Raw genomic sequence first — 21,756 nt, 5'->3', positions numbered from 1 at the left:
GGGCAACGGACTGTCGCCGGCCCACAGGCGGTGCCAGGCTGAGACGCATGACCATCGACACGATCGGGCCGCTGACCGGAAGCGGACATGCCAACGAGGTGGTTCTCAAGCACCTCGGCCAGGTAGCCGTCGACACCTCCCGCCTGCAGCATCTGGCGACGGAGGTGGCGCACAGGGTCAAGCTGCGCAACCCGACGGATCGCACACTTCACCGCCTGCAGCACGAGAAGCTGCATCTGCCCCCGTGGAGCGGCTCCTCGGCCAAGGACGTGGCCGGGTGGGCCGGCAGCGTCGCCCGCCTCCTCGACACCCGGGACCGCATGTTCGACGCGAGCGGCACCGCCCACTTCTCCGGCTCGCGCGGCGACACGATCGCGACCGAATCCGCCGACGGGACCGTGTTCCCGGCCGATGAGGAGTACCTGGGCCGCCTGCTGCATCGGCTCGAGCGCCAGCTCGCGGCCGGCGCGGATCTGCTGTCGCGCCTGGACTATCACGACGAGCACGGGCAGCGCTGGCCGCTCGTGCAGCTCTACGCCGCCGGCTCCGACCAGCCGGGCGAGACGATCGCGAACCTTCCGGACGACTGGCGCAGCTGGCTGAGCGCCTGATCCCCGCGCCTCATCCCGGCTCGGCGTCCTCCATGACCGCCCGCATCGCCTCGAGGTAGGCGTGCACGGAGCGCCGCGCCTCCGGGTCGAGCGACTCGGTCACCTTGAGCATCTGCTCGTGCATCCGGCCGAGGTGCTTCCGCACGTCGGCACCGGCCTGGGGTGTCGCCACGACGACCACGGCGCGTCGGTCCGTCGGATGGGTCTCACGACGGGCGTGGCCCGAGCGCACGAGCCGATCCACGAGCACCGTCGTCGAGGCCGAGGAGATCCCGAGGCGCCGCGCGAGGTCCTTGGCCGTGACGGTGCGGCCCAGCTGCTGCGCCTCGAGGAGCTGGCGGATGGCGAGCAGATCGGTCTCGCCGACGCCCATCGATCCGCGGGCGCGACGGCGCATCGCCCGTTCCGCCGCGCGATACCCGCGGAGCGCGTCGAGCACATCGACGGGCGTGGGCGGCGTCGACGGCCGTGCCGCGTACCAGAATCCGCGAGCCCCGTGCTCGGTCGCGGGAGGCATGGCCAGAATGCTAACGGTCCGCGCGGGCGCGGCACCGCGGTCAGGCGCTCGGCAGCCGAAGCCCCGGGCCCGTGTTCGCCGCGTCGATCAGCGTCTCGAGCCACGCGCGGTCGATCGGACCGGGATCGCCGTTGAGGTCGAAGACCAGCATGCTCGCGGCGTTGATCCAGAGGGTGCTGCGACCTCCCGCCGGGCTCGGGATGGTCAGGGCGAAGGGCTCGCCGCGACGCAGCTTCGCGAGCGTGACGATCTCGACGTGCGCGAGCGTGCGGTCGTCGACATCGAAGGTCTGCGCCGGCGACCCGTAGCGGAGATGGCCCATCGTGGTTGTCATACTAGGGCGATGGCCCTCATCCACCGCGTGACCGTCGATGGCCGGGACTACTTCCTCCCGGATCCGGTCGACGAGCTCAAGCAGCAGATCCTCGAGGCGATCCGGGCCGGCGGCGGGTACGTCACCATCCCGCCGCTGCGCGGCGGACCGGGCATCGAGATCCTGTTCTCGCCGGGGATGCCGGTGACCTGGTCGCAGATCGATGTCGCGGACACGTCGCCCGAGCAGTCCGAGTCGGGCTACGCCGACCTCTGACTCAGTGCTCCGCCGGGAGTCCGCGCCGCGGGCCGGGCGGACCGCGCGCTCGAACGCGGCGTCGTCCAGCGGCTGACCGAACAGCCACCCCTGGGCCCGGTCGCAGCGGAGGTTCTCGACCCGCTCGAGCTGATCCTCGGTCTCGACCCCTTCGGCCACCAGCCGCAACGAGTGCGCGTGGGCGTACTCCGCGATCTCCATGAACGCGGCATAGCCGCCGTCGGTCGCGTCCTGCACCATCGAGATGTCGATCTTGATCTCCGAGATCGGCAGCTCCTCGACGCGCTCCATGGAGGAGTAGCCGACGCCGAAGTCGTCGATCGAGACGCCGACGCCGAGGTCGCGCAGGCGGGCGAGCCGCGCCGCGACGCCGGGGACGTCGAGGATCCGGTGCGACTCGGTGATCTCGAGGGTCAGCGTCTCCGGGGGCAGGTCGCTGTGCTCGACGAGGAACCCGACGGCCGCGTCGAGCCGCTCACTCGTAAGCTGCACTGGCGAGACGTTCACCGCGACACCGACGTGGAAGTCGGCGGTGTTCCAGCGCTGCGCCGCCTGCCAGCCGAGCTGCAGCATCCGGAGGCCGATCTCGTCGATGAGCGCCGTGCGTTCGGCGAGCGGGATGAAGTCGAGCGGCGACACGACGCCGCGCTCGGGATGCCTCCAGCGCGCCAGCACCTCGCCGGCGACCACGCGACGCGAGACGACGTCGACCTGAGGCTGGTACAGGGCGAAGATCTCGTCGGCGCCCACCGCGGTCCGCAGGTCGTTCTCGCTCATCGCATCCGACCTCATGGCAATCCACATACTGACATCTCGGGGCCGGTTATCCTTCGACCGTGGGGACGATGACGTACGACTCGAAGGTCGTGGCGACCATCGACGATCGCGCGCTCGCGCACCTGCAGGTCGTGATCTGGGCGAAGCTGCGCCGGGGCGAGACGTTCGCGTTCACTTGGAACGATCCCGAGCGCAACGGTTTCGGCCGCACCTCCATCTGGGTCACTCCGCACGTCTCCCTCGCCTTCGACTTCTTCGGATCCAAGACTCCTGCGCTGAATCCGGCATGGATCGAGGTCCTGACGAAGTCGGCGAACTCACCGGGTGGTCTCCAGTTGCTGCCGGAGCCGTCCCCGCCGTCCTAGGAGGCGAGCGCGTCCGCCGTCTGGCGGATGGTCGACACGGGGGCGGTGGGCATCGAGCCGGTCGCCAGCGAGGCATCGGCGGTCGCGAGACCCAGCTGGTAGCTCATGCGGCGCACGAGGCGCTGGACGAACACGATGTCCGCGGGCACGAGGGAGCCGTCCGGCGCCTGCACGTGCAGCGCGTGCTCGACGAGCGGGCCCTCGGCGAGCCGCTCCTGCAACGCCTCGGACTGCTGCAGGAGGAAGTCGGTCGCCTCCTGCCAGGCCGGCCCCATGCCCCCGGCGCGCGCGACGTGACGGAGCCGGAGCTCGCACACCTGCAGCTCTCCGAGCGCCCGGAGATAGGGCGTGCTGATACGGGACAGCAGCGTCGGAGCGTGGGTCTTAGCGATCGTCATCGGAGTTTCCTTCCTGGAGGGCGGTCAGGGCGCGGGTGAAGTCGATCTGCTGGGTGACCTCGACCGCGATGTCGTAGCGCGACCCGGCGAGGGACACGAAGACGTGGTCGACGACCTCGACGAAGCCGAGAACGCGCTGGGCGCTGCTCACCTCGACGAGATCGGGACGCAGGGTGGTCAACGAGAGCAGCTCCGGAGCCGTGCGACGGGCTGCGCGGGCGCCATGAAGCCGGGGCGGCTGGGTCGCGAGACTCACAGCAGCACCCCTGAGAGCAGGACGACCGCCGCCGCCACCGCCGCCACCGCGGCGACGACCGCCGTGGTCATGCTCACCACCAGGTTCATGTCCTCGACGCTAGGTCGGCGAATCCGCGGCACGGGGGTCTTGCGCGCGACGCCCGATCAGGTGTAGGCGCGGCCTGCCCCTCGAAGGAGGGCCATCGGCGCCACAGCCGATCACCGCCGCGATCAGGCGGTGAATCAACGGATTCCGCCCTACCTGCGTGCTCCGACGATTGATATCGTGGTCGCATGACGATCACCGAGCAGCCGATCGGAGTCACCGACGACTCCGCCCTCCAGCAGAAGGCGAAGGACCACCTCTGGATGCACTTCTCGCGTCAGTCGGTGCTCGAGGAGCACGGCGCGCCGATCATCGTGCGCGGCGAGGGGCACCACATCTGGGACTCGAAGGGCAAGCGGTACATCGACGGCCTCTCCGGCCTGTTCGTGGTCAACGCCGGCCACGGGCGCAAGCGTCTCGCCGAGGTCGCCGCGAAGCAGGCGGAGCAGCTCGCCTTCTTCCCGATCTGGTCCTACGCGCATCCCAACGCCATCGAGCTCGCCGACCGGCTGGCGGGCTACGCGCCCGGCGACCTCAACCGGGTCTTCTTCTCCACCGGCGGCGGCGAGGCCGTCGAGACCGCGTTCAAGCTCGCCAAGTACTACTGGAAGCTGCAGGGCCGGCCCACCAAGCACAAGGTCATCTCGCGCGCGATCGCCTATCACGGCACCCCGCAGGGCGCGCTCGCGATCACCGGCATCCCGGCCATGAAGGAGATGTTCGAGCCGGTCACGCCGGGCGGGTTCCGGGTGCCGAACACCAACTACTACCGCGCGAAGGAGATGGGCTTCGAGGGCTCGATCGAGGCGTTCGGCCAGTGGGCGGCGAACCGCATCGAGGAGATGATCCTGTTCGAGGGCCCGGAGACCGTGGCCGCGATCTTCCTCGAGCCCGTGCAGAACTCGGGCGGCTGCTTCCCGCCCCCTCCCGGCTACTTCCAGCGCGTGCGCGAGATCTGCGACCGGTACGACGTGCTGCTCGTCGCCGACGAGGTCATCACCGGATTCGGGCGGATCGGCAACTGGTTCGCGTCGACCACCTACGGCTTCCAGCCCGACATGATCACGTGCGCGAAGGCGATGACCTCCGGCTACTCCCCCATCGGCGCGACGATCATCTCCGACCGGATCTATGAGCCCTTCCGGCACGGCACGACGAGCTTCTATCACGGCTACACGTTCGCGGGGCACCCCGTCTCGTCCGCGGTCGCGCTCGCCAACCTCGACATCTTCGAGGAGGAGAAGCTCAACGAGCGCGTGCGCGAGAACTCGCCGCTGTTCCGCGCGGCCCTCGAGCGCCTGCTCGACCTGCCGATCGTGGGCGACGTGCGCGGCGACGGCTACTTCTTCGGCATCGAGCTCGTGAAGGACAAGGCGACCAGGGCGACGTTCGACGACGACGAGTCGGAGCGCCTGCTGCGGGGGTTCCTGTCCAAGGCGCTGTTCGACGCAGGGCTGTACTGCCGGGCCGACGACCGGGGCGATCCCGTGATCCAGCTCGCGCCGCCGCTGACGATCGGGCCGAAGGAGTTCGACGAGATCGAGGGCATCCTGCGCGGCGTGCTGACGGAGGCCTGGGCGCGGCTCTAGCCGTCCTGCGCGACCGGAGCGCCGCGCTAGTGCGGACGGCCGACCGCTCCGAGCACGGCGACCGCGGCGGAGACGACCGCGGCGCAGAGCGCCGGCCAGCCGAGCCCGAGGCGCAGCAGCAGGGCGCCGGTCGCGGCTCCCGCCATCAGCAGCAGGATGGCGCCCACCCGCCGCTCCCACGGGTGCCCCGCCGCGCCGCGTCCGAATCGCGAGTCGAAGGCGAGGCCGACGAGGGTGGAGGTCACCACCACCGTGGTGACGTCGGAGACGCCGATGTGCCGGGCCGAGCCGGCCTGGCATCCCATCGCGAGACCGAGGGCGCCGGTGATCGCGTAGGTGACCCACTCCGCACGGTGCTGGGGAAGCGCGAACGCGACGATCGCCACGATCGCCAGCAGCGCCGCGACCCCGGCGAAGAGCACGGTCGTCCTCGCCGCCCATCCCGCGGCGAGGCGGCGCAGGGTCCGACCGGCGATCGCGGCGCCCACGATGAAGAACGCGAGCGCGAGCAGGGGACCGACGACCGGGAGTCCGCCGGCGCCGGTCAGCGCCATCGCGAGCACGACGACGTTGCCCGTCATGTTGCCGGCGAAGACCTTGTCGAGGCCGAGGTAGCCGAGGGCGTCGACGACGCCGGTCGAGAACGTCATGGCCAGCATGAGTCCGAGGTGCAGGCCGGCGGGATGGTCGCGGAGTCGGGGCATCGCTTCCAGGCTAGGGGTCGACGGGACGGTCGCCGTTCTCGGCCCCACCGGTGCGGCGAGCCAAAGGACCGCCGACCGGAAGGACGCGGGGCACTCGCGGCGCCGCCGAGGCGCGCCGAGGCGCGCCACCGTTCAGTGACTCACCGCCGCAGCGATGACGACGACATACGCGACGACGACCACTACCCCGATGCCGACCTCGACCCAGCCGATGATGATCGCCGCGAGGGCGAGGCCCGCGCCCCCTCACCGGTCCTCCGGATCTGCGCCCGCGCGACGTAGCCGAGGATCAGGCCGACGATGGAGCCGAGGATCGCGAAGACGAGCGCGAGCACCGCGATCGTGTTGACGCCTCCCGATGGCCGGGACTGCACGACCGGCGGCATGAAGCCGGCGGGAGGCTTCTGCCCGTCGTGCGCGAGCGCGTAGGCCTCCTCCCACTTGCGGATCTCGTCGGCGCGCTGCGCGATGTCCTGCTGCTCCGCCGCCGCCCCGCGCTCCCGGACCGTCGCGTCGCGTGCGGCGCGGGAGCGCTCGCCGAGGAGGCCGAGGCCGACGATCAGGGCAGCGACGATCGCCATCAGGAACTCCGCGATCAGCAGGAGCGCGAAGGAAGGGACGGCCGCGCCGACGAGCACTGGCACCGCGAGCAACGCCAGCCAGGCGAACGCCCGCCCGCGCAGACCGAGGGCCCACATCAGGCCCGCGAGCACGACTCCGACCAGGATTCCCGCCGCCAGCATGCTGAAGCGAACCGCCAGGTGCCCGCCGACGAAGCCGACGAGCAACGACAGGAGGACGCCGACCGCCGCGAGGATCGCGCCCGAGGCGCGGAGCCGGACCGTCACCGGGCTCAGCACGATCGCGGCGGCGATCACCACGATGCCGGCGATGAACAGGATCAGACTGATGCCGGCTGACGCGGCCGAGATGCCGAGCATCGCGGCAAGGCTCGGCATCAGGAGGGCGTAATACCCGAAACCGAGCGCGGCCGCTCCAGTGAGGGCGAGCACGACGGAGCCGGTACGGAGCGTGCCGGACGGGTTCGGGTGAGACATCGGGGGCTGTTCCTCTCGTCCGGGTCGCGGCGACAGCGCCCGAGCGACCCTCGGATTGAACTATGCCAGTGCACCCGAGCACGACAGGCCGCAGGAGCACCCCCTTCTAGGGGCGTCGGCGCCGCCGGGTCAGCCGATCCGCAGGCCCGGTGTCGTGTGCTCGAACACGACGCTCGTGCGGGTCGAGGCGACCGACGGATGACTCGACAGGTTCTCCACGACGAACTCGCGGAGATGATCGCTGTCGCGCGTCGCGACGTCGAGGATGAAGTCCTCCGCTCCGCCGAGGAAGTAGACCTGGGTGACCTCGGGCAGGGCCCGCACCTCCTCGGCGAACGCCGCGATCGTCTGCCGCGCCCCCGACCGGATGTTGACGCTGATGAGCGCCTCGAGCCCGAGGCCGAGCGCCCGCGGATCCAGCTGCGCATGGAACCCCGCGATGACCCCGGCGTCGACGAGGGCGCGGACCCGGGCGAGGCAGCTGGACGGCGCGAGGCCGACCTCCGCCGCGAGGCGCGCGTTCGGCATCCGGGCGTCGTCGCGCAGCAGCTCGAGGAGGCGTCGGTCGATCGCGTCCGGATCGCGCCGCACGTCGTTGCGCCGAACGCCGAGTGGGGGGATGATTCCGACGGCATGGTCGCCTCTTCTCCGATTTCACCGAAGATCATTCGGCGTCTCTGGTGTCTCATCGCCCATCTCACCAGATTGGGAGCGTCGAGAGGAGCGCGAAGATGCGCGTCGGGATCCCCCGTGAGGTCAAGAACAACGAGAGCCGGGTCGCGATCACGGCGGCGGGAGCGCACGAGCTGACCCGCCGCGGGCACGAGGTGCTGATCGAGACGGGCGCCGGGGCGGCATCCGGCATCTCCGACGAGCAGTACGCGTCGGTCGGCGCGACGATCCTCGACACCGCGACCGAGGTGTGGGACCGGGCCGAACTGCTGCTGAAGGTCAAGGAGCCGATCGAGTCGGAGTACGGGCACCTGCGCCCGGATCTCGTCGTCTTCACGTACCTGCATCTCGCCGCCGATCGGGCGCTCACCACCGCGCTGCTGGACGCCGGCACGACCGGCATCGCCTACGAGACCGTGCAGCTCGCCGACCGATCGCTGCCGCTGCTCGCGCCCATGAGCGAGATCGCGGGCCGGCTCGCCGGCTACGTCGGGGCGGCCCAGCTGATGGCGCCGAACGGCGGCATGGGCATCCTGATCGGCGGTGTCGCGGGCACCCGCAAGGCCCGCGCCGTCGTCATCGGCGGCGGCGTCGCCGGGGAGCACGCCGCGACCAACCTGCTCGGCCTCGGCGCGCTCGTCACCGTCGTCGACGTCAACATCCCGCGGCTGCGTCAGCTCGAGGCGGCGCACCCCGGCCTGGAGACCGCGCTGAGCACCCAGTACACGATCACCGAGCTCGTGCAGCAGGCCGACCTGGTGATCGGATCGGTGCTCATCCCGGGCGCGGCGGCGCCCAAGCTCGTGACCGACGACATGGTCGCGGGCATGAAGCCCGGCAGCGTGCTCGTCGACATCGCGATCGATCAGGGCGGCTGCTTCGAGGGCAGCCACCCGACGACCCACGACGACCCGACGTTCATGGTGCACGACTCGACCTACTACTGCGTCGCCAACATGCCCGGCGCGGTGGCGCACACGTCGACCGTCGCGCTCACCAACGCGACGCTGCCCTACGTGCTCGCCCTCGCCGACCAGGGCGTCGATGCGGCGCTCGCGGCCGACCCGGCCCTCGCGCGCGGTCTGAACACCCGCGCGGGCACCGTGCGCAACGAGGGCGTCGCCCGGGCGCTGGACCTTCCGTTCGACGCCACGGACTGACGCGGCGCTCGCGCGCGGTCGGGCGGGCCGCGCCCGGCTCAGCAGTCGCAGGCGACGCCGGCGGTCGGCGCCGTGAGCGCGTCGACCTGCCGGTGCACGCGGCCGGCGTCGTCCTCGACCGGATACCCCTCCCGAGCCCAGTACTCGAAGCCGCCGATCATCTCCCGCACCCGGTAGCCGAGCAGCGCGAAGGCCAGCGCCGCCTTGGTCGACCCGTTGCATCCGGGGCCCCAGCAGTAGACGACGACCGGCAGGTCGAGCGGGATCGCGCCCGGCGCCTCGTCGGCGATCCTCGCGGTGGGCAGGTGAACCGCCCCGACCGCGCGGCCCTGCGCCCACGCGGCGTCGCCGCGGGTGTCGACGAGCACGAACGGCCGGCTCGCCTCCTGCGCCGCGTGCACGTCGGAGGCATCCGTCTCCCAGTCGAGTCGCCGGCGCAGGTGCGCGATGTGATCGGTGTCGAGCGCGGCGGCGGGAGCGTCGGTCATGCACGGAGGCTAGCGGCGTCCCGCGACGTCGAGCGCGCCGACCGTATGCCCGATGCACCGGTGATCTGTCAAGCCCTCTCCGCATTCCCGACGAGTTGCCTAACCTCCCTGGAGACGTGAACCAGTACGACGTGGCGCAGTGGATGATCGAGCAGATCCACGAGCGCGGCCGTGTGCACTATGCCGAACTCGCCCGCGAGGGTCTCGCCCGCTTCGGCGGCGCCTGGGTGGTCGTGGGGGTGCAGGGCATGCGCTTCTCAGATCCCGTGCTCGCCGCCTTCCGCCGCCGGCACGCCGGCCTGATCCGCTGGCAGTCCCCCTACTGGGAGTCGCTGCGCGCGCGGGCCGAAGAGGCTCCGATCCCCTGAGCGGGGCCTGCTGCATGTCCGGTGGGAGGGCGCCCGGAAGCCGCACCGCGCTCGAAGACTGGCGGCATGACAGCCGAACATCCCCTGCCCCTCCGCGCCGTCGCGCTCGTGTGCACCCTCAAGCCGTCGCCCGCTCCCTCGAGCAGCGAGCGCATGGCGCGGCAGCTGCTCGACGCGCTCGCCCGGCACGACGTCAGGGGCGACCTGATCCGCGTCGTCGATCACGACGTGAAGCCCGGCGTGGAGGCCGACATGGGCGACGGGGATGCGTGGCCCGCGCTGCGCGCGCGGGTGCCGGGCGCCGACATCCTGGTGCTCGCGACCCCGACATGGATGGGCCATCCGTCGAGCGTCGCGGCCCGCGTGCTCGAACGCCTCGACGCCGAGCTCTCCGAGACCGACGAGAACGGTCGTCCGCTGGTCGAGGGCAAGGTGGCGATCGCGGGCGTCGTCGGCAACGAGGACGGCGCGCATCTGATCACCGCCAAGGTCTTCCAGGCCCTCGACGACGTCGGGTTCAGCATCCCGTCGCAGGGCGTCGCCTACTGGAACGGCGAGGCGATGGGATCGACCGACTACAACGACCTGCCCGAGACACCGGAGGCCGTCGCCTCCACGATCGCGACGGCGACGCGCAACGCCGCGCACCTCGCTCGGCTGCTGGCGGCCTCCCCGTATCCCGCCGGATAGCGCTCAGCAGGGAGCCACCTGCGAAGCCGGACACCCCCTGGTGCCCGTGCCCGGCTCGGGTCATGATGGAGACGGCTTCGTCGCATGACATTCGGCTGCGGAGGTGCCCGACACGGGCATCGGCCTCCACCGGTGGGGCAGAGGCGGCGCGCAGTGCTCACCTCGCCGGTCCGATCGCGACGACGAGCGCCCCGGTGCGGGATTCCCGCCCGGGGCGCGTCCACGTCCGGGTGTCGCCGGATGTCAGGGCCACCGGCGCCGCAGCAGCTCCGCCGGATCGTCGACCACCTCGGAGGCGCCCGCCGCCGTGAGCTCGTCGGCACCGACCCCACCGCACCGCACTCCGACCGAGGGGACCCCGCCCGCCCCGCGGCGATCATGTCCCAGGTCGCGTCGCCGACGAGCACCGCCTCGTCGGCGGCCGCGCCGGCGCGTTCGAGCGCGACCTGCACGATGCCGGGATGCGGCTTCGCGACGTCGACGTCGTCGGCGTTCGTCTCGGGCACCTCGCCCTCCGCCAGCCCGAGCGCGTCGCGGAGCATCGCCAGCTCGTCCTCGGGCGCGGAGGTCGCGAGCACGACGGTCAGTCTGCGCTCGCGCAGTGCGCCGAGCAGCTCGACGGCACCGGGCAGCGGACGCAGGCGCTCGCGCATCCCGGCGAACAGCCGCGCGTGCTCGTCCTTCGCCGCGTCGCCGAGTTCGCCGGCCGCGTCGCCCAGCAGGTCGTCGACGAGTCCGCCGGAGTCCATGCCGATCGCCCGGTGCACCCGCCAGGCGTCGACCGGGCGTCCGACCGCGGCGCAGGCGCGCTGCCAGGCGTCGACGTGGAGGTAGGTGGAGTCGACGAGGGTGCCGTCGACGTCGAACAGGATCGCGCGCAGGGCCATGGGGCGACGCTAGGCGCCGGGCACGCCGGCGTTCCGAACGCGCAGCCGACGTCCGTATGACTCAGCGGGGCGGCATCCGGAGCGCGCCATCGAGGCGGATGACCTCGCCGTTGAGGTAGTCCTGCTCGATGATCGAGACGGCCAGCCGCGCGTACTCGGCGGGTCGTGCGAACCGCGCCGGGAACGGCACGCTCGCCTCGAGTCCTGCGCGGAACTCGTCGCTCACCGTCGCCATCATGGGCGTGTCGACGATGCCGGGCGCGATCGTGACGACCCGGATGCCGTGCTGCGCGAGATCGCGGGCGGCCGGGAGCGTCATCCCGACGACGCCCCCTTCGACGACGAGTACGCGGCCTGGCCGACCTGCCCGTCGAACGCCGCGACCGAGGCCGTGTTGATGATGACGCCGCGCTGCCCGTCGGCGTCGACCGGCTCGGTCTTCGCCATCTCGGCGGCGCACAGCGCGAGCGCGTTGAACGTGCCGACGAGGTTGATGCCGACCACGCGCGCGTACAGCGCGAGGTCGTGCATGCCCTTGCGCCCGAGCACCCGCTCGGAGGGGCCGATGCCCGCGCAGTTCACGAGCACCCGCAGGGGCCCGAGCGACGCGGCGTGCTCGATCGCCGCACCGAGGCCGTCGACGTCGGTCACGTCGGCCTCGCGGTACTCGACGCCCGGGATGTCGTCGGCACCCTCGATGCTGCGGGCCAGATCCAGGGCCACCACCCGCGCCCCATGGGCGGCGAGCGTCCGCACCGTCGCCGCGCCGAGGCCCGAGGCACCCCGGTGACCACGGCCACCGCGTCGTCGATCCGCATCGGCCCATTCTCCGCCGCCGAGCGCTCGGCCGCGAGGGCGTAGCGTCGAGCCATGAGCGTTCTCACCGACACCCTCTCCCTCGGCAACGGCGTGCAGATCCCGCAGATCGGCTTCGGCACCTGGCAGATCCCCGACGGCCCCGAGACCTACGACTCCGTGCGGACCGCGCTGGATGCCGGCTACCGCCACATCGACACGGCGGCGGCGTACGGCAACGAGGCGAGCGTGGGCCGGGCGGTGCGCGACAGCGGGGTGCCCCGCGACGAGATCTTCATCACGACCAAGCTGCGCGCCGAGATCAAGGACGCCGCGGGCGCCCGGGCCGCGTTCGAGCGGTCGATCCAGACCCTCGACCTGGGCGTGATCGACCTCTACCTCATCCACGCGCCGTGGCCGTGGACGGCCATCGGCTCCGACCACCGCGCCGGCAACATCGAGGTCTGGAAGGTGTTCGAGGAGCTGTACGACGCGAAGAAGGTGCGCTCGATCGGCGTCTCGAACTTCGACGTCGCCGACCTCGAGTCGCTCGGCTCCGAGACCGACATCACCCCGCACGCGAACCAGATCCGCTGGTTCATCGGCAACACGCAACCCGAGACCACGGCGTGGTGCGCCGAGCACGGGGTGCTCGTCGAGGGCTACTCGCCGCTCGCGACGGGCAAGCTGCTCGACGACGAGCGCCTCTCGGCCCTCGCCGAGAAGTACGGCGTGAGCGTCGCCCAGCTGTCGATCCGCTACCTGCTCGAGCACGGCGTGCTGCCGCTGCCGAAGTCGGTCACGCCGGAGCGCATCCGCGCCAACGGCGAGCTCGACTTCGACATCGCCCCGGACGACGTCGCCACGCTCGACGCCCTGTCGAACACCGTCGACTGAGTCCTCGCCGGGGGCTGTCATCGGGCCGGTGCAGACTCGGCCCATGGCATCCCTCGGCGTCATCTTCCAGCCGTCCTTCCCGCCCGAGCGCCTGCGCCCGGCCGCCCAGCGCGCGGAGCGGGCGCGAATCGCCGAGCTCTGGGTCTTCGAGGACTGCTTCCGCGAGGGCGGCATCGCGTCGGTGACCGCCGCGCTCGCGGCGACCGAGCGCATCCGGATCGGCGTGGGCATCCTGCCGATGCCGCTGCGCAATGTCGCCGCGCTCGCGATGGAGGCCGCGACGATCGAGCGGCTGTTCCCCGGCCGGCTGCGCCTCGGCGTCGGGCACGGCGTGCTCGACTGGATGGGGCAGGTGGGCGCCCGGGCGGCCTCGCCGCTCACGCTCATGCGCGAGTACGTGCCGGCTCTGCGGGGTCTTCTCGCGGGCGAGGAGGTCACGGTCGACGGCCGGTACGTGCAGCTGGACCACGTGCGACTCGACTGGCCGCCCGCCGCACCGGTCCCGGTGCTGGCCGCGGGCGAGGGGCCGAAGACGCTCGGGGTGACCGGCGAGGTCGCCGACGGCACGATCCTCACGACCGGCACGAGTCCCGACATGGTGCGCACGGCCGTCGAGCGGATCAGGGCCGCACGCACCGCGGCCGGACGCGGCGGGCAGCACGAGATCGTCGTCTTCCTGATGACCGACTTCGGCCACGGATCGGCCGAGCGCATGGAGGCCGAGTTCGACGCGTGGGGGCTCGCGGGCGAGCGCCGCACCGCCGCGGTCGGCGACGACGAGGCGGTCGCCGCGGGCGTCGCGGCTCTCGTCGAGGCGGGCGCCACCACGGTGCTGCTCCAGTCGCTCGCGCACGAGGCCGACCTCGATCGGTGGATGGACAGCGCGGCCCGGATCGCGGCACGAGACTGGGGGCGTGACCCTTCCCGACATCCGCGTTCCCGACGACCTCCCCGTGCTCGAGGCCCTGCACTCGACCCCCGCGCGTCGCCGCCTCTCGACGACGCCGATCCCGGATGACGTCCTCTGGGCCGTGCTCGATGCCGCGGTGCGCGGTCCCTCCGGCGGCAACGCGCAGACCTGGGCATGGATCGTCGTGCGCGAGCAGGACACCAAGGACCGCATCGCCGCCTGGTACCTCGAGGGCTGGAACGCCGCGTACGGCTCCCACCGCGAGCGCTTCCTCGCCGCCGCGCCGGGCGAGCTGCCGATGAGCCCGCAGGCGTTCCTCGGCGCGGAGCACCTCGCGCAGCACCTCGCCGAGGCTCCGGTCTGGGTGATCCCGGTGCTGCTCGGCGCCGCGGGCTCCACCGACCCGCGGCTCGGCTCGTCGATCTACGGCGCCGTGCAGCAGCTCTTCCTCGCGGCACGCGCGTTCGGTGTCGGCACCAACCTGACCACGCTCTACCGGGCGCACGAGGACGACGTGCGCGCACTCCTCGGCCTGCCCGACGACGCTCTGACGATGTGCCTCATCCCGATGGGCTACCCCGAGGGCGGGCGCTGGTCCCAGCCGCGGCGCAAGCCGGTCGCCGACGTCGTGCACTGGGAGGCGTACGGCTCGCGCCGGGAGCGGGCGTGAGCGATCGCGTTAGCATGATCAGAACTCAGCAACGCGTCTGAGTCGTGACACATCCGGGCGGGGAGGCCGACGATGGCATCGCGGTACGAACCGTCCGACGGGATCTCCGAGCTCGCCGAACTCCTGCGCTCCGGCCCGCGCGGCACGGCCGGCCCGCTTCCGCGGCAGCGCCCGCCGGTCGACCCCGCCCGTCGCCGACGGCGGCGCCGGTTCGCGCTCATCGCCACGCTGATCGTCACCGTGGTGGTCGTCGCGCTGCTGGGGTCGTACGCCGGGTTCACGCTCAACGCGCCGGTCGGGCGGGCGGATTCCACGCTCCATCCCCCGGCCGTTCCGACCCCCGCCGCGGCCGAGATCGCCCTCCCCCGCAGGGCGAGGCCGCGGTCAGCGTCGCCGGCGCGGACGCCTACCTCGGTGCCGGCGCGAGCGGCGTCTGGCAGGCGCACGGCGACGCCGCCGTGCCGATCGCGTCGATCAGCAAGCTCATCACGGCGCTCGTGATCCTGAAGGCGAAGCCCCTGGCGAGCGCCGCCGACCCCGGGCCGCGCATCACCTTCTCGAAGGCCGACCACGCGCTGTACGACAAGTACTACGTGCAGAACGCGACGATCGCACCCATGCCGACCGGCAGCATCCTGAGCGAGCACGACGCGCTCGAGACGATGCTCGTCGTCTCGGCCTGCAACTACGCGGAGGCGCTCGCCGACTGGGCCTACGGTTCGGAGGGCGCGTTCCTCGCCGCCACCCGTGCCTGGCTCGCCGCGCACGGGATGACGCACACCCGGATGGTCGAGCCGACCGGCATCGACGCCGCCAACACGAGCACGCCCGCCGACCTCATCGCCCTCGGCAGGCTCGCGATGGCCGACCCGGCGATCGCGTCGATCGTCGGGAAGACGCAGCTCGACGTGCCGGCCGACGACCTGCGCGGCATGCCCGGCACCAACGACCTGCTCGGCTCGCACGGTGTCGACGGCATCAAGACCGGCACCCTCGACCCCTCCGGATCGGACCTGCTCTACTCGGCGAGCCTCGACGTCGGCACCCCGACGCCGCTCAGGGTCATCGGCGTCGAGCTGGGCGGCGCGACGCGCAGCCAGGTGGACGGCGACGTCGAGGCGCTGCTCGACGGGATCGCCGCCGGGTTCCACCACGTGCCCCTCGGGCACGAGGGCGACGTGGTGGGCACGTACTCGACGCCGTGGGGATCATCGGCGCGCATGGTGCTCGCGGCGAGCCCGACGATGCTCGTCTGGTCGAACACGAAGATCACGGCGAGCATGACGACGACGACCCTGACGACCGGCAGGAACGGGGAGCGGGTCGGCACCGTGACGTGGAAGGCCGGACCGAACACCGCGACCGCGCCCGTGGTGCTGAAGGGCGCCATCCGGCCACCGACCGCCTGGTGGCGGCTCACCCACCCGTTCGAGCTCGGGAGGTAGGGACGCCGTGGGAGGCTGAGATCACGCCAGACCAGGAGCCGACTCTGCCCATCCGCCTGCCCCTCGATCGCGAGATCGCGGCCCTCGCCGTGCCCGCCCTCGGTGCGCTCGTCGCGGAGCCGCTCTTCCTCGCGACCGACACGGCGCTCGTGGGGCACCTCGGCCCGGCCCGGCTCGCGGCCCTCGGGATCGCCGGCACGATCCTGCAGACCGCCATCGGCCTGCTCATCTTCCTGGCCTACGCGACGACGCCGACCGTCGCGCGGCGCCTCGGCGCGGGCGACCGGCCGGGCGCCGTCCGCGCCGGGATCGACGGGATGTGGCTGGCCGCCGGCATCGGCGTCGTGCTCGCGGCGGCCGGCTGGGTCGCATCACCCGCGCTGGCCGGGCTGTTCGACGCGTCCGCGCCCACGACTGTGGCGGCCGTCACCTATCTGCGGATCGCGCTGCTCGGCCTGCCGTCGATGCTCGTCGTCGTCGCCGCGACCGGGCTGTTCCGCGGGATGCAGGACACCCGCACGCCGCTCGCGATCGCCGTCGTCGGCTTCGCGGCGAACGCGGGTCTCAACGCCGTGCTCATCTACGGCGTCGGCTGGGGCATCGCCGGCTCGGCGACGGGCACCGTCGTCGCGCAGACCGGGATGGCGGCGGCCTGCGTCGTCATCGCGATCCGGACCGCGCGACGCGAGGGCACGACGCTGCGACCCGGGCTCGCCGGGGTCTCGTCATCCGCGCTCACGGGCGGCTGGCTCCTCGTGCGCACCCTCTCGCTGCGCGTCGCGCTCGTCGCCACCATCGCCGTCGCGTCGGCCGACGGCACCACGACGCTCGCGGCTCAGCAGGTGCTGTTCACGCTGTTCTCGACGATGGCGCTCACTCTCGACGCCTTCGCGATCGCCGGCCAGGCGCTCATCGGCCACGGGCTCGGCGCCGCCGACGTGCCGCGGGTGCGGGCGGTCCTGCGGCGCCTGCTCGGCTGGGGCGCCGTCACCGCGATCGCGCTCGGCGTCGGGCTCGGGGCCGTCTCGCCGGTGATCGGCGCCGTGTTCACCTCGGACCCCGACGTGCGCGCGGCGATCGTGCCCGGCGTCATCGTGCTCGCGGCGGCGCAGCCGCTCGCGGCCGTCGTGTTCGTGCTCGACGGGGTGCTCATCGGCGCGGGCGACGTGCGCTACCTCGCCTGGACCGGTGTGCTCAACCTCGCCGTGTTCGCTCCGCTGCTCGCACTCGCGGCGCTCGTGCCCGCGGGGGCGCCGGCGATCCTGGCGATCCAGCTCGCGTTCTGCGTCGGGTACCTCGCGGCACGATGCGTGACCCTGTCGCTGCGGGCGCGGGGGACGAGGTGGATCGTGACGGGAGTCCCGACCGCGGGGCGCGGGGCGCCGGCGTAGCTCAATCCCGAACGGGACCGCGGCGCAGGATCGACTCCGCGTGGCGGATGACGGGGCCGTCGACCATGCGGCCGTCGAGGCGGAACACGCCGCCGTGCTCGCGGGCGGCATCCACGATGCGGCGGGCCTCGGCCATCTCCTCGGGGGTGGGTGCGTAGGCGCGGCGGATCACGTCGACGTGCGAGGGGTGGATGCAGGCGGTCGCCGCGAAACCGACGGCCGCGGCGTCCTCGGCCTCCGCCGCCAGGCCCTCGAGGTCGGCGAGGTCGAGGTGCACCGTGTCGATCGCGGGGATGCCGGCCGCGGCCGCCGCGAGCAGCACCGTCGAGCGCGCGTGCCGGGCGACGTCGCGGTAGGCGCCCGCCGCATCCCGGCTGGAGGTGCCGCCGAGGGACGCCACGAGGTCTTCGGCACCCCACATGAGCGCGACGACGCCCTCGCGCCCGGCGAGCTCCCGCGCGTCGAGAACGCCGGCCGCGGTCTCGCACAGCGCGACGACGTCGAGGCCCGGCAGGGGCGGCATCCGGGCATCGGCCTTCGGCACCATCACCGTTCGGTAGCCGGCGGCGCGCACCGCCTCGAGGTCGGCCCCCTGGTCGGAGGAGCCGGTCTCGTTGACCCGCACGATCACCCGCGCCGGGTCGAGGAGGGTCGTGGTCAGCGCCTCCCGGGCGGCATCCCGGCTCCCGGGAGCCACCGCGTCCTCGAGGTCGAGGATCACGGCATCGGCCCGCTCGAGCGCCTTCGCGAAGCGATCGGGGCGATCGGCCGGGCAGAACAGCAGAGCCGGCCCGAGGGCGAGGCTCACGGTGCGGTCCGGACCAGGGTCGTGCGGATGGCGCGACCGACGACCGTGCCGTGCTGGTTGCGGCCGACATGCTCCAGGGTCACGATGCCCTGGCCCGGCCGGCTCTTCGAGAGCCGCTTGTCGAGCACCGTCGTCTCGGAGTAGAGGGTGTCGCCCGGCCGCAGCGGGTGCGGGAACGTCACGTCGGTGAAGCCGAGGTTGGCGACGATCGTGCCGAGCGTGAGCTGGGTCACCGAGGCGCCGACCATCGTCGAGAGCGTCCACATCGAGTTCATGAGCCGGCCGCCGAACTCGGTCGTCGCGGCCCACGCCTCGTCGAGGTGCAGCCCCTGCGTGTTCATCGTGAGCGTCGTGAACAGGGTGTTGTCGGCCTCGGTCGCGGTGCGCCCCGGGCGGTGCAGGTAGCGGGTGCCGACCTCGAACTCCTCGAACCAGAGGCCGCGCTGCTCGACCGTGCGGCCCTCGCCGGCCCGCTCGGCCCCGGCGCCCGCGTCACCGGCGCCCGTCATCGCCCGTCCGCGGTGGCGAGTCCGAGCTCGCGGGTCAGCACCATGAGCTGCACCTCCGTCGTGCCCTCGCCGATCTCGAGGATCTTCGAGTCACGGTAGTGCCGCGCGACCGCGTTCTCGTTGAGGAACCCGTAGCCGCCCCAGATCTGCGCGGCGTCGCGCGCGTTGTCCATCGCGGCCTCCGACCCGATGAGCTTGGCCATGGATGCCTCCGCCTTGAAGGGCCGGCCGTTCACCATCTTCCGCGCCGCGTGCATCCACGCGAGCCGTGCCGAATGGGCGCGCACCTGCATGCGGGCGATCTTGAACGCGATGTGCTGGTTCGATCCGATCGAGTGGCCGAACACGTTGCGGGTCTTCGCGTAGCGCAGCGCCTCCTCGAAGCAGCCGAGCGCCGCCCCCGCGCAGAGCGCCGCGAAGGCGATGCGCCCCTCGTCGAGCGACTGCAGGAAGTTCGCGTAGCCGCGGCCGCGTTCTCCGAGTAGGTACGACTCCGGCACGTGCACGTCGTCGAGCGTGAGCGGATGGGTGTCGCTGGTGTGCCAGCCGACCTTGTCGTAGCCCGGCTCGGCCCGGAACCCCGGCGTGCCGGTCGGCACGATGATCGACGAGAGCTCCTTCTTGATGGAGCCGTCGGCGCGCTCGGACTCCCCGGTCACGGCCGTGATCGTGACGAGCGAGGTGATCGGCGTGCCGGAGTTGGTGATGAACTGCTTGGTGCCGTCGATGATCCACTCGCCGTCGGCGAGGCGCGCGGTGGTCTTGGTCGCCCCCGCGTCGGAGCCCGCCTCGGCCTCCGTCAGCCCGAAGCCGGCCAGGGCGCGACCGGCCACGAGATCCGGCAGCCAGCGCTCCTTCTGCTCGGTCGTGCCGTGCCGGAAGATCGGCATCATGCCGAGCCCGACCCCCGCCTCGAGCGTCACCGCGAGGCTCTGGTCGACGCGCGCCAGGGCCTCGACCGCGAGGCACAGCGACACGTAGTCCTGCCCCTGCCCGCCGAACTCCGTCGGGAAGGGCAGGCCGAACAGCCCCATCTCGCCCATCCGGCCGATGATGTCCATCGGCAGGGTGCGATCGGTGTCGTACCGGTAGGCGCGCGGTGCGACGACCTCGTCCGCGAACGCGCGGACGTCGTCGCTGAGCTTCTGCTGCTGCGGGGTGAGCTCTGCGGTCGTGGGCAGAGTGCTCATGGAACCTCCTGGGGTGTGGCGGGTGTTTCGATCGTCGCGACGACCTGGTCGCGTCGGACGAGGTGGCCCGGCAGCAGTGCGATGCGCACGACGCCGGCGAGCGGGGCGAGGAGGGAGTGCTCCATCTTCATGGCCTCGACCGTGAGGAGCAGGGCCCCGGCCTCGACGACCTCGCCGTCGCGCACCGCGACCTGGACGACGGTGCCCGGCATGGCCGCTCGGACCTCGGGGCTGACCGGCCCGGATGCGCGCTCGCGCGAGGCGAGCCGGCGGGCGAGGACGGTGGCGCGGTCGGGGGCGTCGACCGCGCGGGTGCGGCCGTCGCGATGCAGCCAGACCGTGGCGCCGTCGGGATCGGCGACCGCGTGGATCGTCTCGCTGCGGCCGTCGATCGTGAGCCGGTACGCCGTCCCGCCGAGCGGCGTGAGCGTCGTGCCCGGCGCCTCGGTCGTGCGGCCCGCACGCCACCCGTCGGCGCGCCACGGCGACCCTGCCTGCTCGGCTCTTCCGAAATGCAGGACCAGCGAGGCGGCCGCGCGGTCCTCGGCGGAGGAATTCCCGGAATCCGGGGCTCCCAGACGGTCGATCAGGTCGACATCCACGCGCCCCTCCTGCATTTCGGAAAGCGCCAGGAGGTCGTGCAAGAACCCCATGTTCGTGTCGAGGCCGAGCACTCGGCCGGCGGCGAGCATCCCGTCGAGCCGGGCGAGCGCCTCCGCGCGGTCCGCACCCGTCGCGATCGCCTTGGCGAGCATCGGGTCGTAGTCGCCCGTGACCACGAGACCGGGGATCAGCGCGCTGTCCCAGCGCCATCCCTCCCCGCCGGCTGGCCGAGGTCGAGCACGGTGCCGGTCGCCGGGAGGAAGCCGCGCTCGGGCGACTCGGCGTAGATGCGCGCCTCGATCGCGTGGCCGCGGAGCTCGACGTCGTCCTGGGTCAGCGGCAGCGGCTCGCCGGCGGCGATGCGCAGCTGCAGCTCGACGAGATCGAGGCCGGTGATCTGCTCGGTGACCGGATGCTCGACCTGCAGCCGGGTGTTCATCTCGATGAAGAAGAAGGCATCCGGGTCGCCGTCCGACACGAGGAACTCGACCGTGCCGGCCCCCTCGTACCCGACGCTGCGCGCGACCTCGCACGCGGCCGCCCCCATGCGATCGCGCTGCGCGGGCGTCAGCAGCGGCGACGGCGCCTCCTCGATCACCTTCTGGTGCCGGCGCTGCAGCGAGCACTCGCGCTCGCCGAGGTGGATGACGTGGCCGTGCCGGTCGGCCATGACCTGCACCTCGATGTGCCGCGGCCGCTCGACGAGCCGCTCGAGCAGCAGCGTGTCGTCGCCGAACGCGGCGGCCGCGACCCGGCGCGCCGAGGCGAGCGCCGGGGCGAGCTCGGGCTCGGCGGTCACCACTTGCATGCCCTTGCCGCCGCCGCCCGCGGCCGGCTTGACCAGCAGCGGGAAGCCGACGTCACGAGCCGCCGCCGCGAGCTCCTCGTCACCCAGTCCGTGGCCGTCGCTGCCCGGCACGACCGGCACGCCGCGCGCGGCGACCGTCTGCTTGGCTGCGATCTTGTCAGCCATGATGGCCATGGCATCCGGACCCGGACCGATGAAGACGATGCCCGCCTCGGCGCATGCGCGCGCGAAGTCCGGGCTCTCGGAGAGGAACCCGTACCCGGGGTGGATCGCCTCCGCGCCCGAGCGTCGCGCGGCGGCGATGAGCGCGTCGACCGAGAGGTAGCTCTCGGCCGCGGGAGCCGGGCCGATGCGCACGGCCTCGTCCGCCATCCGGACGTGCAGGGCATCCGCGTCGGCGTCGCTGTGGACGGCGACCGACCGGATGCCGAGCCGTCGCAGCGTGCGGATCACGCGCACCGCGATCTCGCCGCGGTTCGCGACGAGGACGGTCCGGAACGGTCGGGAGGTCATC

The 21,756-nt window shown here is 72.5% G+C and carries 24 protein-coding genes and 2 pseudogenes; 12 read left to right on the top strand and 14 right to left on the bottom strand.

Going from position 1 to position 21,756, the window contains the following annotated elements:
* Positions 1–47: 47 nt before the first annotated feature.
* Complete coding sequence (locus QQK35_RS11730; protein WP_284254330.1) at positions 48–611, top strand: hypothetical protein; 564 nt, start codon at positions 48–50, stop codon at positions 609–611.
* 10 nt (positions 612–621) lie between these two features.
* Here QQK35_RS11730 and QQK35_RS11725 read toward each other — a convergent pair whose 3' ends face one another.
* Positions 622–1,128, bottom strand: coding sequence for a MarR family winged helix-turn-helix transcriptional regulator (locus tag QQK35_RS11725; protein ID WP_284254329.1), 507 nt, complete (start codon positions 1,126–1,128; stop codon positions 622–624).
* A 40-nt stretch (positions 1,129–1,168) separates the two neighbouring features.
* Entirely contained in the window at positions 1,169–2,494 is a 1,326-nt protein-coding gene (locus QQK35_RS11720) for an EAL domain-containing protein (RefSeq protein WP_284254328.1), read from the bottom strand.
* A gap of 68 nt (positions 2,495–2,562) precedes the next feature.
* On the opposite strand from QQK35_RS11720, the gene QQK35_RS11715 reads away from it, so the two are divergent.
* Positions 2,563–2,859, top strand: a complete 297-nt coding sequence (locus QQK35_RS11715) for a DUF7882 family protein (RefSeq protein WP_425564963.1) — start codon at positions 2,563–2,565, stop codon at positions 2,857–2,859.
* Here the strand turns inward: QQK35_RS11715 and QQK35_RS11710 are convergent.
* Positions 2,856–3,257, bottom strand: a complete 402-nt coding sequence (locus QQK35_RS11710; RefSeq protein WP_284254326.1) for a hypothetical protein — start codon at positions 3,255–3,257, stop codon at positions 2,856–2,858. The genes QQK35_RS11715 and QQK35_RS11710 overlap by 4 nt on opposite strands.
* On the bottom strand, positions 3,244–3,513 hold the full coding sequence (locus QQK35_RS11705; protein ID WP_284254325.1) for a hypothetical protein: 270 nt from the start codon (positions 3,511–3,513) through the stop codon (positions 3,244–3,246). Before QQK35_RS11705 ends, QQK35_RS11710 begins: the two co-directional genes overlap by 14 nt.
* Before the next feature lie 275 nt (positions 3,514–3,788).
* Between QQK35_RS11705 and QQK35_RS11700 the strand changes: the two genes are divergently transcribed.
* Entirely contained in the window at positions 3,789–5,189 is a 1,401-nt protein-coding gene (locus tag QQK35_RS11700; protein ID WP_284254324.1) for an aspartate aminotransferase family protein, read from the top strand.
* A gap of 26 nt (positions 5,190–5,215) precedes the next feature.
* On the opposite strand, the gene QQK35_RS11695 is transcribed toward QQK35_RS11700, so the two are convergent.
* The 3 genes from QQK35_RS11695 to QQK35_RS11685 form a co-directional block, all read right to left on the bottom strand.
* Positions 5,216–5,893 (bottom strand): YoaK family protein, encoded by a 678-nt coding sequence (locus QQK35_RS11695; protein ID WP_284254323.1) that lies wholly within the window; start codon positions 5,891–5,893, stop codon positions 5,216–5,218.
* Positions 5,894–6,075: 182 nt separating this feature from the next.
* Positions 6,076–6,951 carry a hypothetical protein gene (locus QQK35_RS11690; RefSeq protein WP_284254322.1) on the bottom strand — a complete coding sequence of 292 codons (876 nt, stop codon included), beginning with the start codon at positions 6,949–6,951 and terminating at the stop codon, positions 6,076–6,078.
* 129 nt (positions 6,952–7,080) lie between these two features.
* Positions 7,081–7,542, bottom strand: a complete 462-nt coding sequence (locus tag QQK35_RS11685; RefSeq protein ID WP_284254321.1) for an Lrp/AsnC family transcriptional regulator — start codon at positions 7,540–7,542, stop codon at positions 7,081–7,083.
* 140 nt (positions 7,543–7,682) lie between these two features.
* On the opposite strand from QQK35_RS11685, the gene ald reads away from it, so the two are divergent.
* Positions 7,683–8,783, top strand: coding sequence for an alanine dehydrogenase (ald, locus tag QQK35_RS11680; RefSeq protein ID WP_284254320.1), 1,101 nt, complete (start codon positions 7,683–7,685; stop codon positions 8,781–8,783).
* Between the two features lie 38 nt (positions 8,784–8,821).
* On the opposite strand, the gene QQK35_RS11675 is transcribed toward ald, so the two are convergent.
* Positions 8,822–9,271 carry a rhodanese-like domain-containing protein gene (locus tag QQK35_RS11675; protein ID WP_284254319.1) on the bottom strand — a complete coding sequence of 150 codons (450 nt, stop codon included), beginning with the start codon at positions 9,269–9,271 and terminating at the stop codon, positions 8,822–8,824.
* A 116-nt stretch (positions 9,272–9,387) separates the two neighbouring features.
* Between QQK35_RS11675 and QQK35_RS11670 the strand changes: the two genes are divergently transcribed.
* Together QQK35_RS11670 and QQK35_RS11665 are read left to right on the top strand one after the other, a co-directional pair.
* The gene (locus QQK35_RS11670) at positions 9,388–9,639 is read left to right on the top strand and encodes a DUF6953 family protein (protein WP_284254318.1); all 252 of its coding nucleotides are present in this window, start codon (positions 9,388–9,390) and stop codon (positions 9,637–9,639) included.
* A gap of 66 nt (positions 9,640–9,705) precedes the next feature.
* A complete protein-coding gene (locus QQK35_RS11665; protein WP_284254317.1) occupies positions 9,706–10,329 on the top strand; it encodes a flavodoxin family protein in 624 nt (207 codons plus the stop codon).
* Here the strand turns inward: QQK35_RS11665 and QQK35_RS11660 are convergent.
* Together QQK35_RS11660 and QQK35_RS11655 are read right to left on the bottom strand one after the other, a co-directional pair.
* Positions 10,215–11,216 carry an HAD family hydrolase gene (locus tag QQK35_RS11660; RefSeq protein ID WP_284254316.1) on the bottom strand — a complete coding sequence of 334 codons (1,002 nt, stop codon included), beginning with the start codon at positions 11,214–11,216 and terminating at the stop codon, positions 10,215–10,217. The two genes, QQK35_RS11665 and QQK35_RS11660, sit on opposite strands and share 115 nt — an antisense overlap.
* Before the next feature lie 61 nt (positions 11,217–11,277).
* Positions 11,278–12,034, bottom strand: a pseudogene (locus QQK35_RS11655) (SDR family NAD(P)-dependent oxidoreductase).
* A 52-nt stretch (positions 12,035–12,086) separates the two neighbouring features.
* Between QQK35_RS11655 and QQK35_RS11650 the strand changes: the two are divergent.
* From QQK35_RS11650 to QQK35_RS11625, 6 genes are all read left to right on the top strand, one after another.
* Entirely contained in the window at positions 12,087–12,908 is an 822-nt protein-coding gene (locus tag QQK35_RS11650; RefSeq protein WP_284254315.1) for an aldo/keto reductase, read from the top strand.
* A gap of 43 nt (positions 12,909–12,951) precedes the next feature.
* Positions 12,952–13,926, top strand: coding sequence for an LLM class flavin-dependent oxidoreductase (locus QQK35_RS11645; protein ID WP_284254314.1), 975 nt, complete (start codon positions 12,952–12,954; stop codon positions 13,924–13,926).
* A complete protein-coding gene (locus tag QQK35_RS11640) occupies positions 13,823–14,488 on the top strand; it encodes a nitroreductase family protein (protein WP_284254313.1) in 666 nt (221 codons plus the stop codon). Before QQK35_RS11645 ends, QQK35_RS11640 begins: the two co-directional genes overlap by 104 nt.
* 72 nt (positions 14,489–14,560) lie before the next feature.
* A complete protein-coding gene (locus tag QQK35_RS11635; protein WP_284254312.1) occupies positions 14,561–14,989 on the top strand; it encodes a hypothetical protein in 429 nt (142 codons plus the stop codon).
* Positions 14,947–15,933, top strand: coding sequence for a D-alanyl-D-alanine carboxypeptidase family protein (locus tag QQK35_RS11630; RefSeq protein ID WP_284254311.1), 987 nt, complete (start codon positions 14,947–14,949; stop codon positions 15,931–15,933). Before QQK35_RS11635 ends, QQK35_RS11630 begins: the two co-directional genes overlap by 43 nt.
* An 89-nt stretch (positions 15,934–16,022) precedes the next feature.
* Positions 16,023–17,324: an MATE family efflux transporter gene (locus tag QQK35_RS11625; protein ID WP_284254310.1), complete on the top strand. Its 1,302-nt coding sequence runs from the start codon at positions 16,023–16,025 to the stop codon at positions 17,322–17,324.
* 1 nt (position 17,325) lies between these two features.
* Here QQK35_RS11625 and QQK35_RS11620 read toward each other — a convergent pair whose 3' ends face one another.
* The 4 genes and pseudogenes from QQK35_RS11620 to QQK35_RS11605 all read right to left on the bottom strand — a co-directional run bounded on the left by QQK35_RS11620 (position 17,326) and on the right by QQK35_RS11605 (position 21,755).
* Positions 17,326–18,132, bottom strand: a complete 807-nt coding sequence (locus QQK35_RS11620) for an HpcH/HpaI aldolase/citrate lyase family protein (RefSeq protein ID WP_284254309.1) — start codon at positions 18,130–18,132, stop codon at positions 17,326–17,328.
* Positions 18,129–18,641 (bottom strand): MaoC family dehydratase, encoded by a 513-nt coding sequence (locus QQK35_RS11615; protein ID WP_284254308.1) that lies wholly within the window; start codon positions 18,639–18,641, stop codon positions 18,129–18,131. The genes QQK35_RS11620 and QQK35_RS11615 overlap by 4 nt, the downstream gene beginning before the upstream one ends.
* Positions 18,638–19,831, bottom strand: coding sequence for an acyl-CoA dehydrogenase family protein (locus QQK35_RS11610; RefSeq protein ID WP_284254307.1), 1,194 nt, complete (start codon positions 19,829–19,831; stop codon positions 18,638–18,640). Before QQK35_RS11610 ends, QQK35_RS11615 begins: the two co-directional genes overlap by 4 nt.
* A pseudogene (locus QQK35_RS11605) lies at positions 19,828–21,755 on the bottom strand (acetyl/propionyl/methylcrotonyl-CoA carboxylase subunit alpha). Before QQK35_RS11605 ends, QQK35_RS11610 begins: the two are co-directional and overlap by 4 nt.
* Position 21,756: the final 1 nt, after the last annotated feature.

It is taken from the genome of Pseudolysinimonas kribbensis, assembly GCF_030161895.1.
Classification (GTDB): Bacteria; Actinomycetota; Actinomycetes; order Actinomycetales; family Microbacteriaceae; genus Pseudolysinimonas; species Pseudolysinimonas kribbensis.
This window is presented reverse-complemented; position numbering and strand designations above follow the sequence as displayed.

Coding starts and splice junctions, on each gene's coding strand:
- ald (WP_284254320.1), top strand. CDS start 7,683: ATGCGCGTCGGGATCCCCCGTGAGGTCAAGAACAACGAGAGCCGGGTC.
- QQK35_RS11675 (WP_284254319.1), bottom strand. CDS start 9,271: ATGACCGACGCTCCCGCCGCCGCGCTCGACACCGATCACATCGCGCAC.
- QQK35_RS11660 (WP_284254316.1), bottom strand. CDS start 11,216: ATGGCCCTGCGCGCGATCCTGTTCGACGTCGACGGCACCCTCGTCGAC.
- QQK35_RS11650 (WP_284254315.1), top strand. CDS start 12,087: ATGAGCGTTCTCACCGACACCCTCTCCCTCGGCAACGGCGTGCAGATC.
- QQK35_RS11635 (WP_284254312.1), top strand. CDS start 14,561: ATGGCATCGCGGTACGAACCGTCCGACGGGATCTCCGAGCTCGCCGAA.
- QQK35_RS11610 (WP_284254307.1), bottom strand. CDS start 19,831: ATGAGCACTCTGCCCACGACCGCAGAGCTCACCCCGCAGCAGCAGAAG.
- QQK35_RS11730 (WP_284254330.1), top strand. CDS start 48: ATGACCATCGACACGATCGGGCCGCTGACCGGAAGCGGACATGCCAAC.
- QQK35_RS11710 (WP_284254326.1), bottom strand. CDS start 3,257: ATGACGATCGCTAAGACCCACGCTCCGACGCTGCTGTCCCGTATCAGC.
- QQK35_RS11700 (WP_284254324.1), top strand. CDS start 3,789: ATGACGATCACCGAGCAGCCGATCGGAGTCACCGACGACTCCGCCCTC.
- QQK35_RS11665 (WP_284254317.1), top strand. CDS start 9,706: ATGACAGCCGAACATCCCCTGCCCCTCCGCGCCGTCGCGCTCGTGTGC.
- QQK35_RS11615 (WP_284254308.1), bottom strand. CDS start 18,641: ATGACGGGCGCCGGTGACGCGGGCGCCGGGGCCGAGCGGGCCGGCGAG.
- QQK35_RS11690 (WP_284254322.1), bottom strand. CDS start 6,951: ATGTCTCACCCGAACCCGTCCGGCACGCTCCGTACCGGCTCCGTCGTG.
- QQK35_RS11695 (WP_284254323.1), bottom strand. CDS start 5,893: ATGCCCCGACTCCGCGACCATCCCGCCGGCCTGCACCTCGGACTCATG.
- QQK35_RS11720 (WP_284254328.1), bottom strand. CDS start 2,494: ATGAGCGAGAACGACCTGCGGACCGCGGTGGGCGCCGACGAGATCTTC.
- QQK35_RS11725 (WP_284254329.1), bottom strand. CDS start 1,128: ATGCCTCCCGCGACCGAGCACGGGGCTCGCGGATTCTGGTACGCGGCA.
- QQK35_RS11645 (WP_284254314.1), top strand. CDS start 12,952: ATGGCATCCCTCGGCGTCATCTTCCAGCCGTCCTTCCCGCCCGAGCGC.
- QQK35_RS11715 (WP_425564963.1), top strand. CDS start 2,563: ATGACGTACGACTCGAAGGTCGTGGCGACCATCGACGATCGCGCGCTC.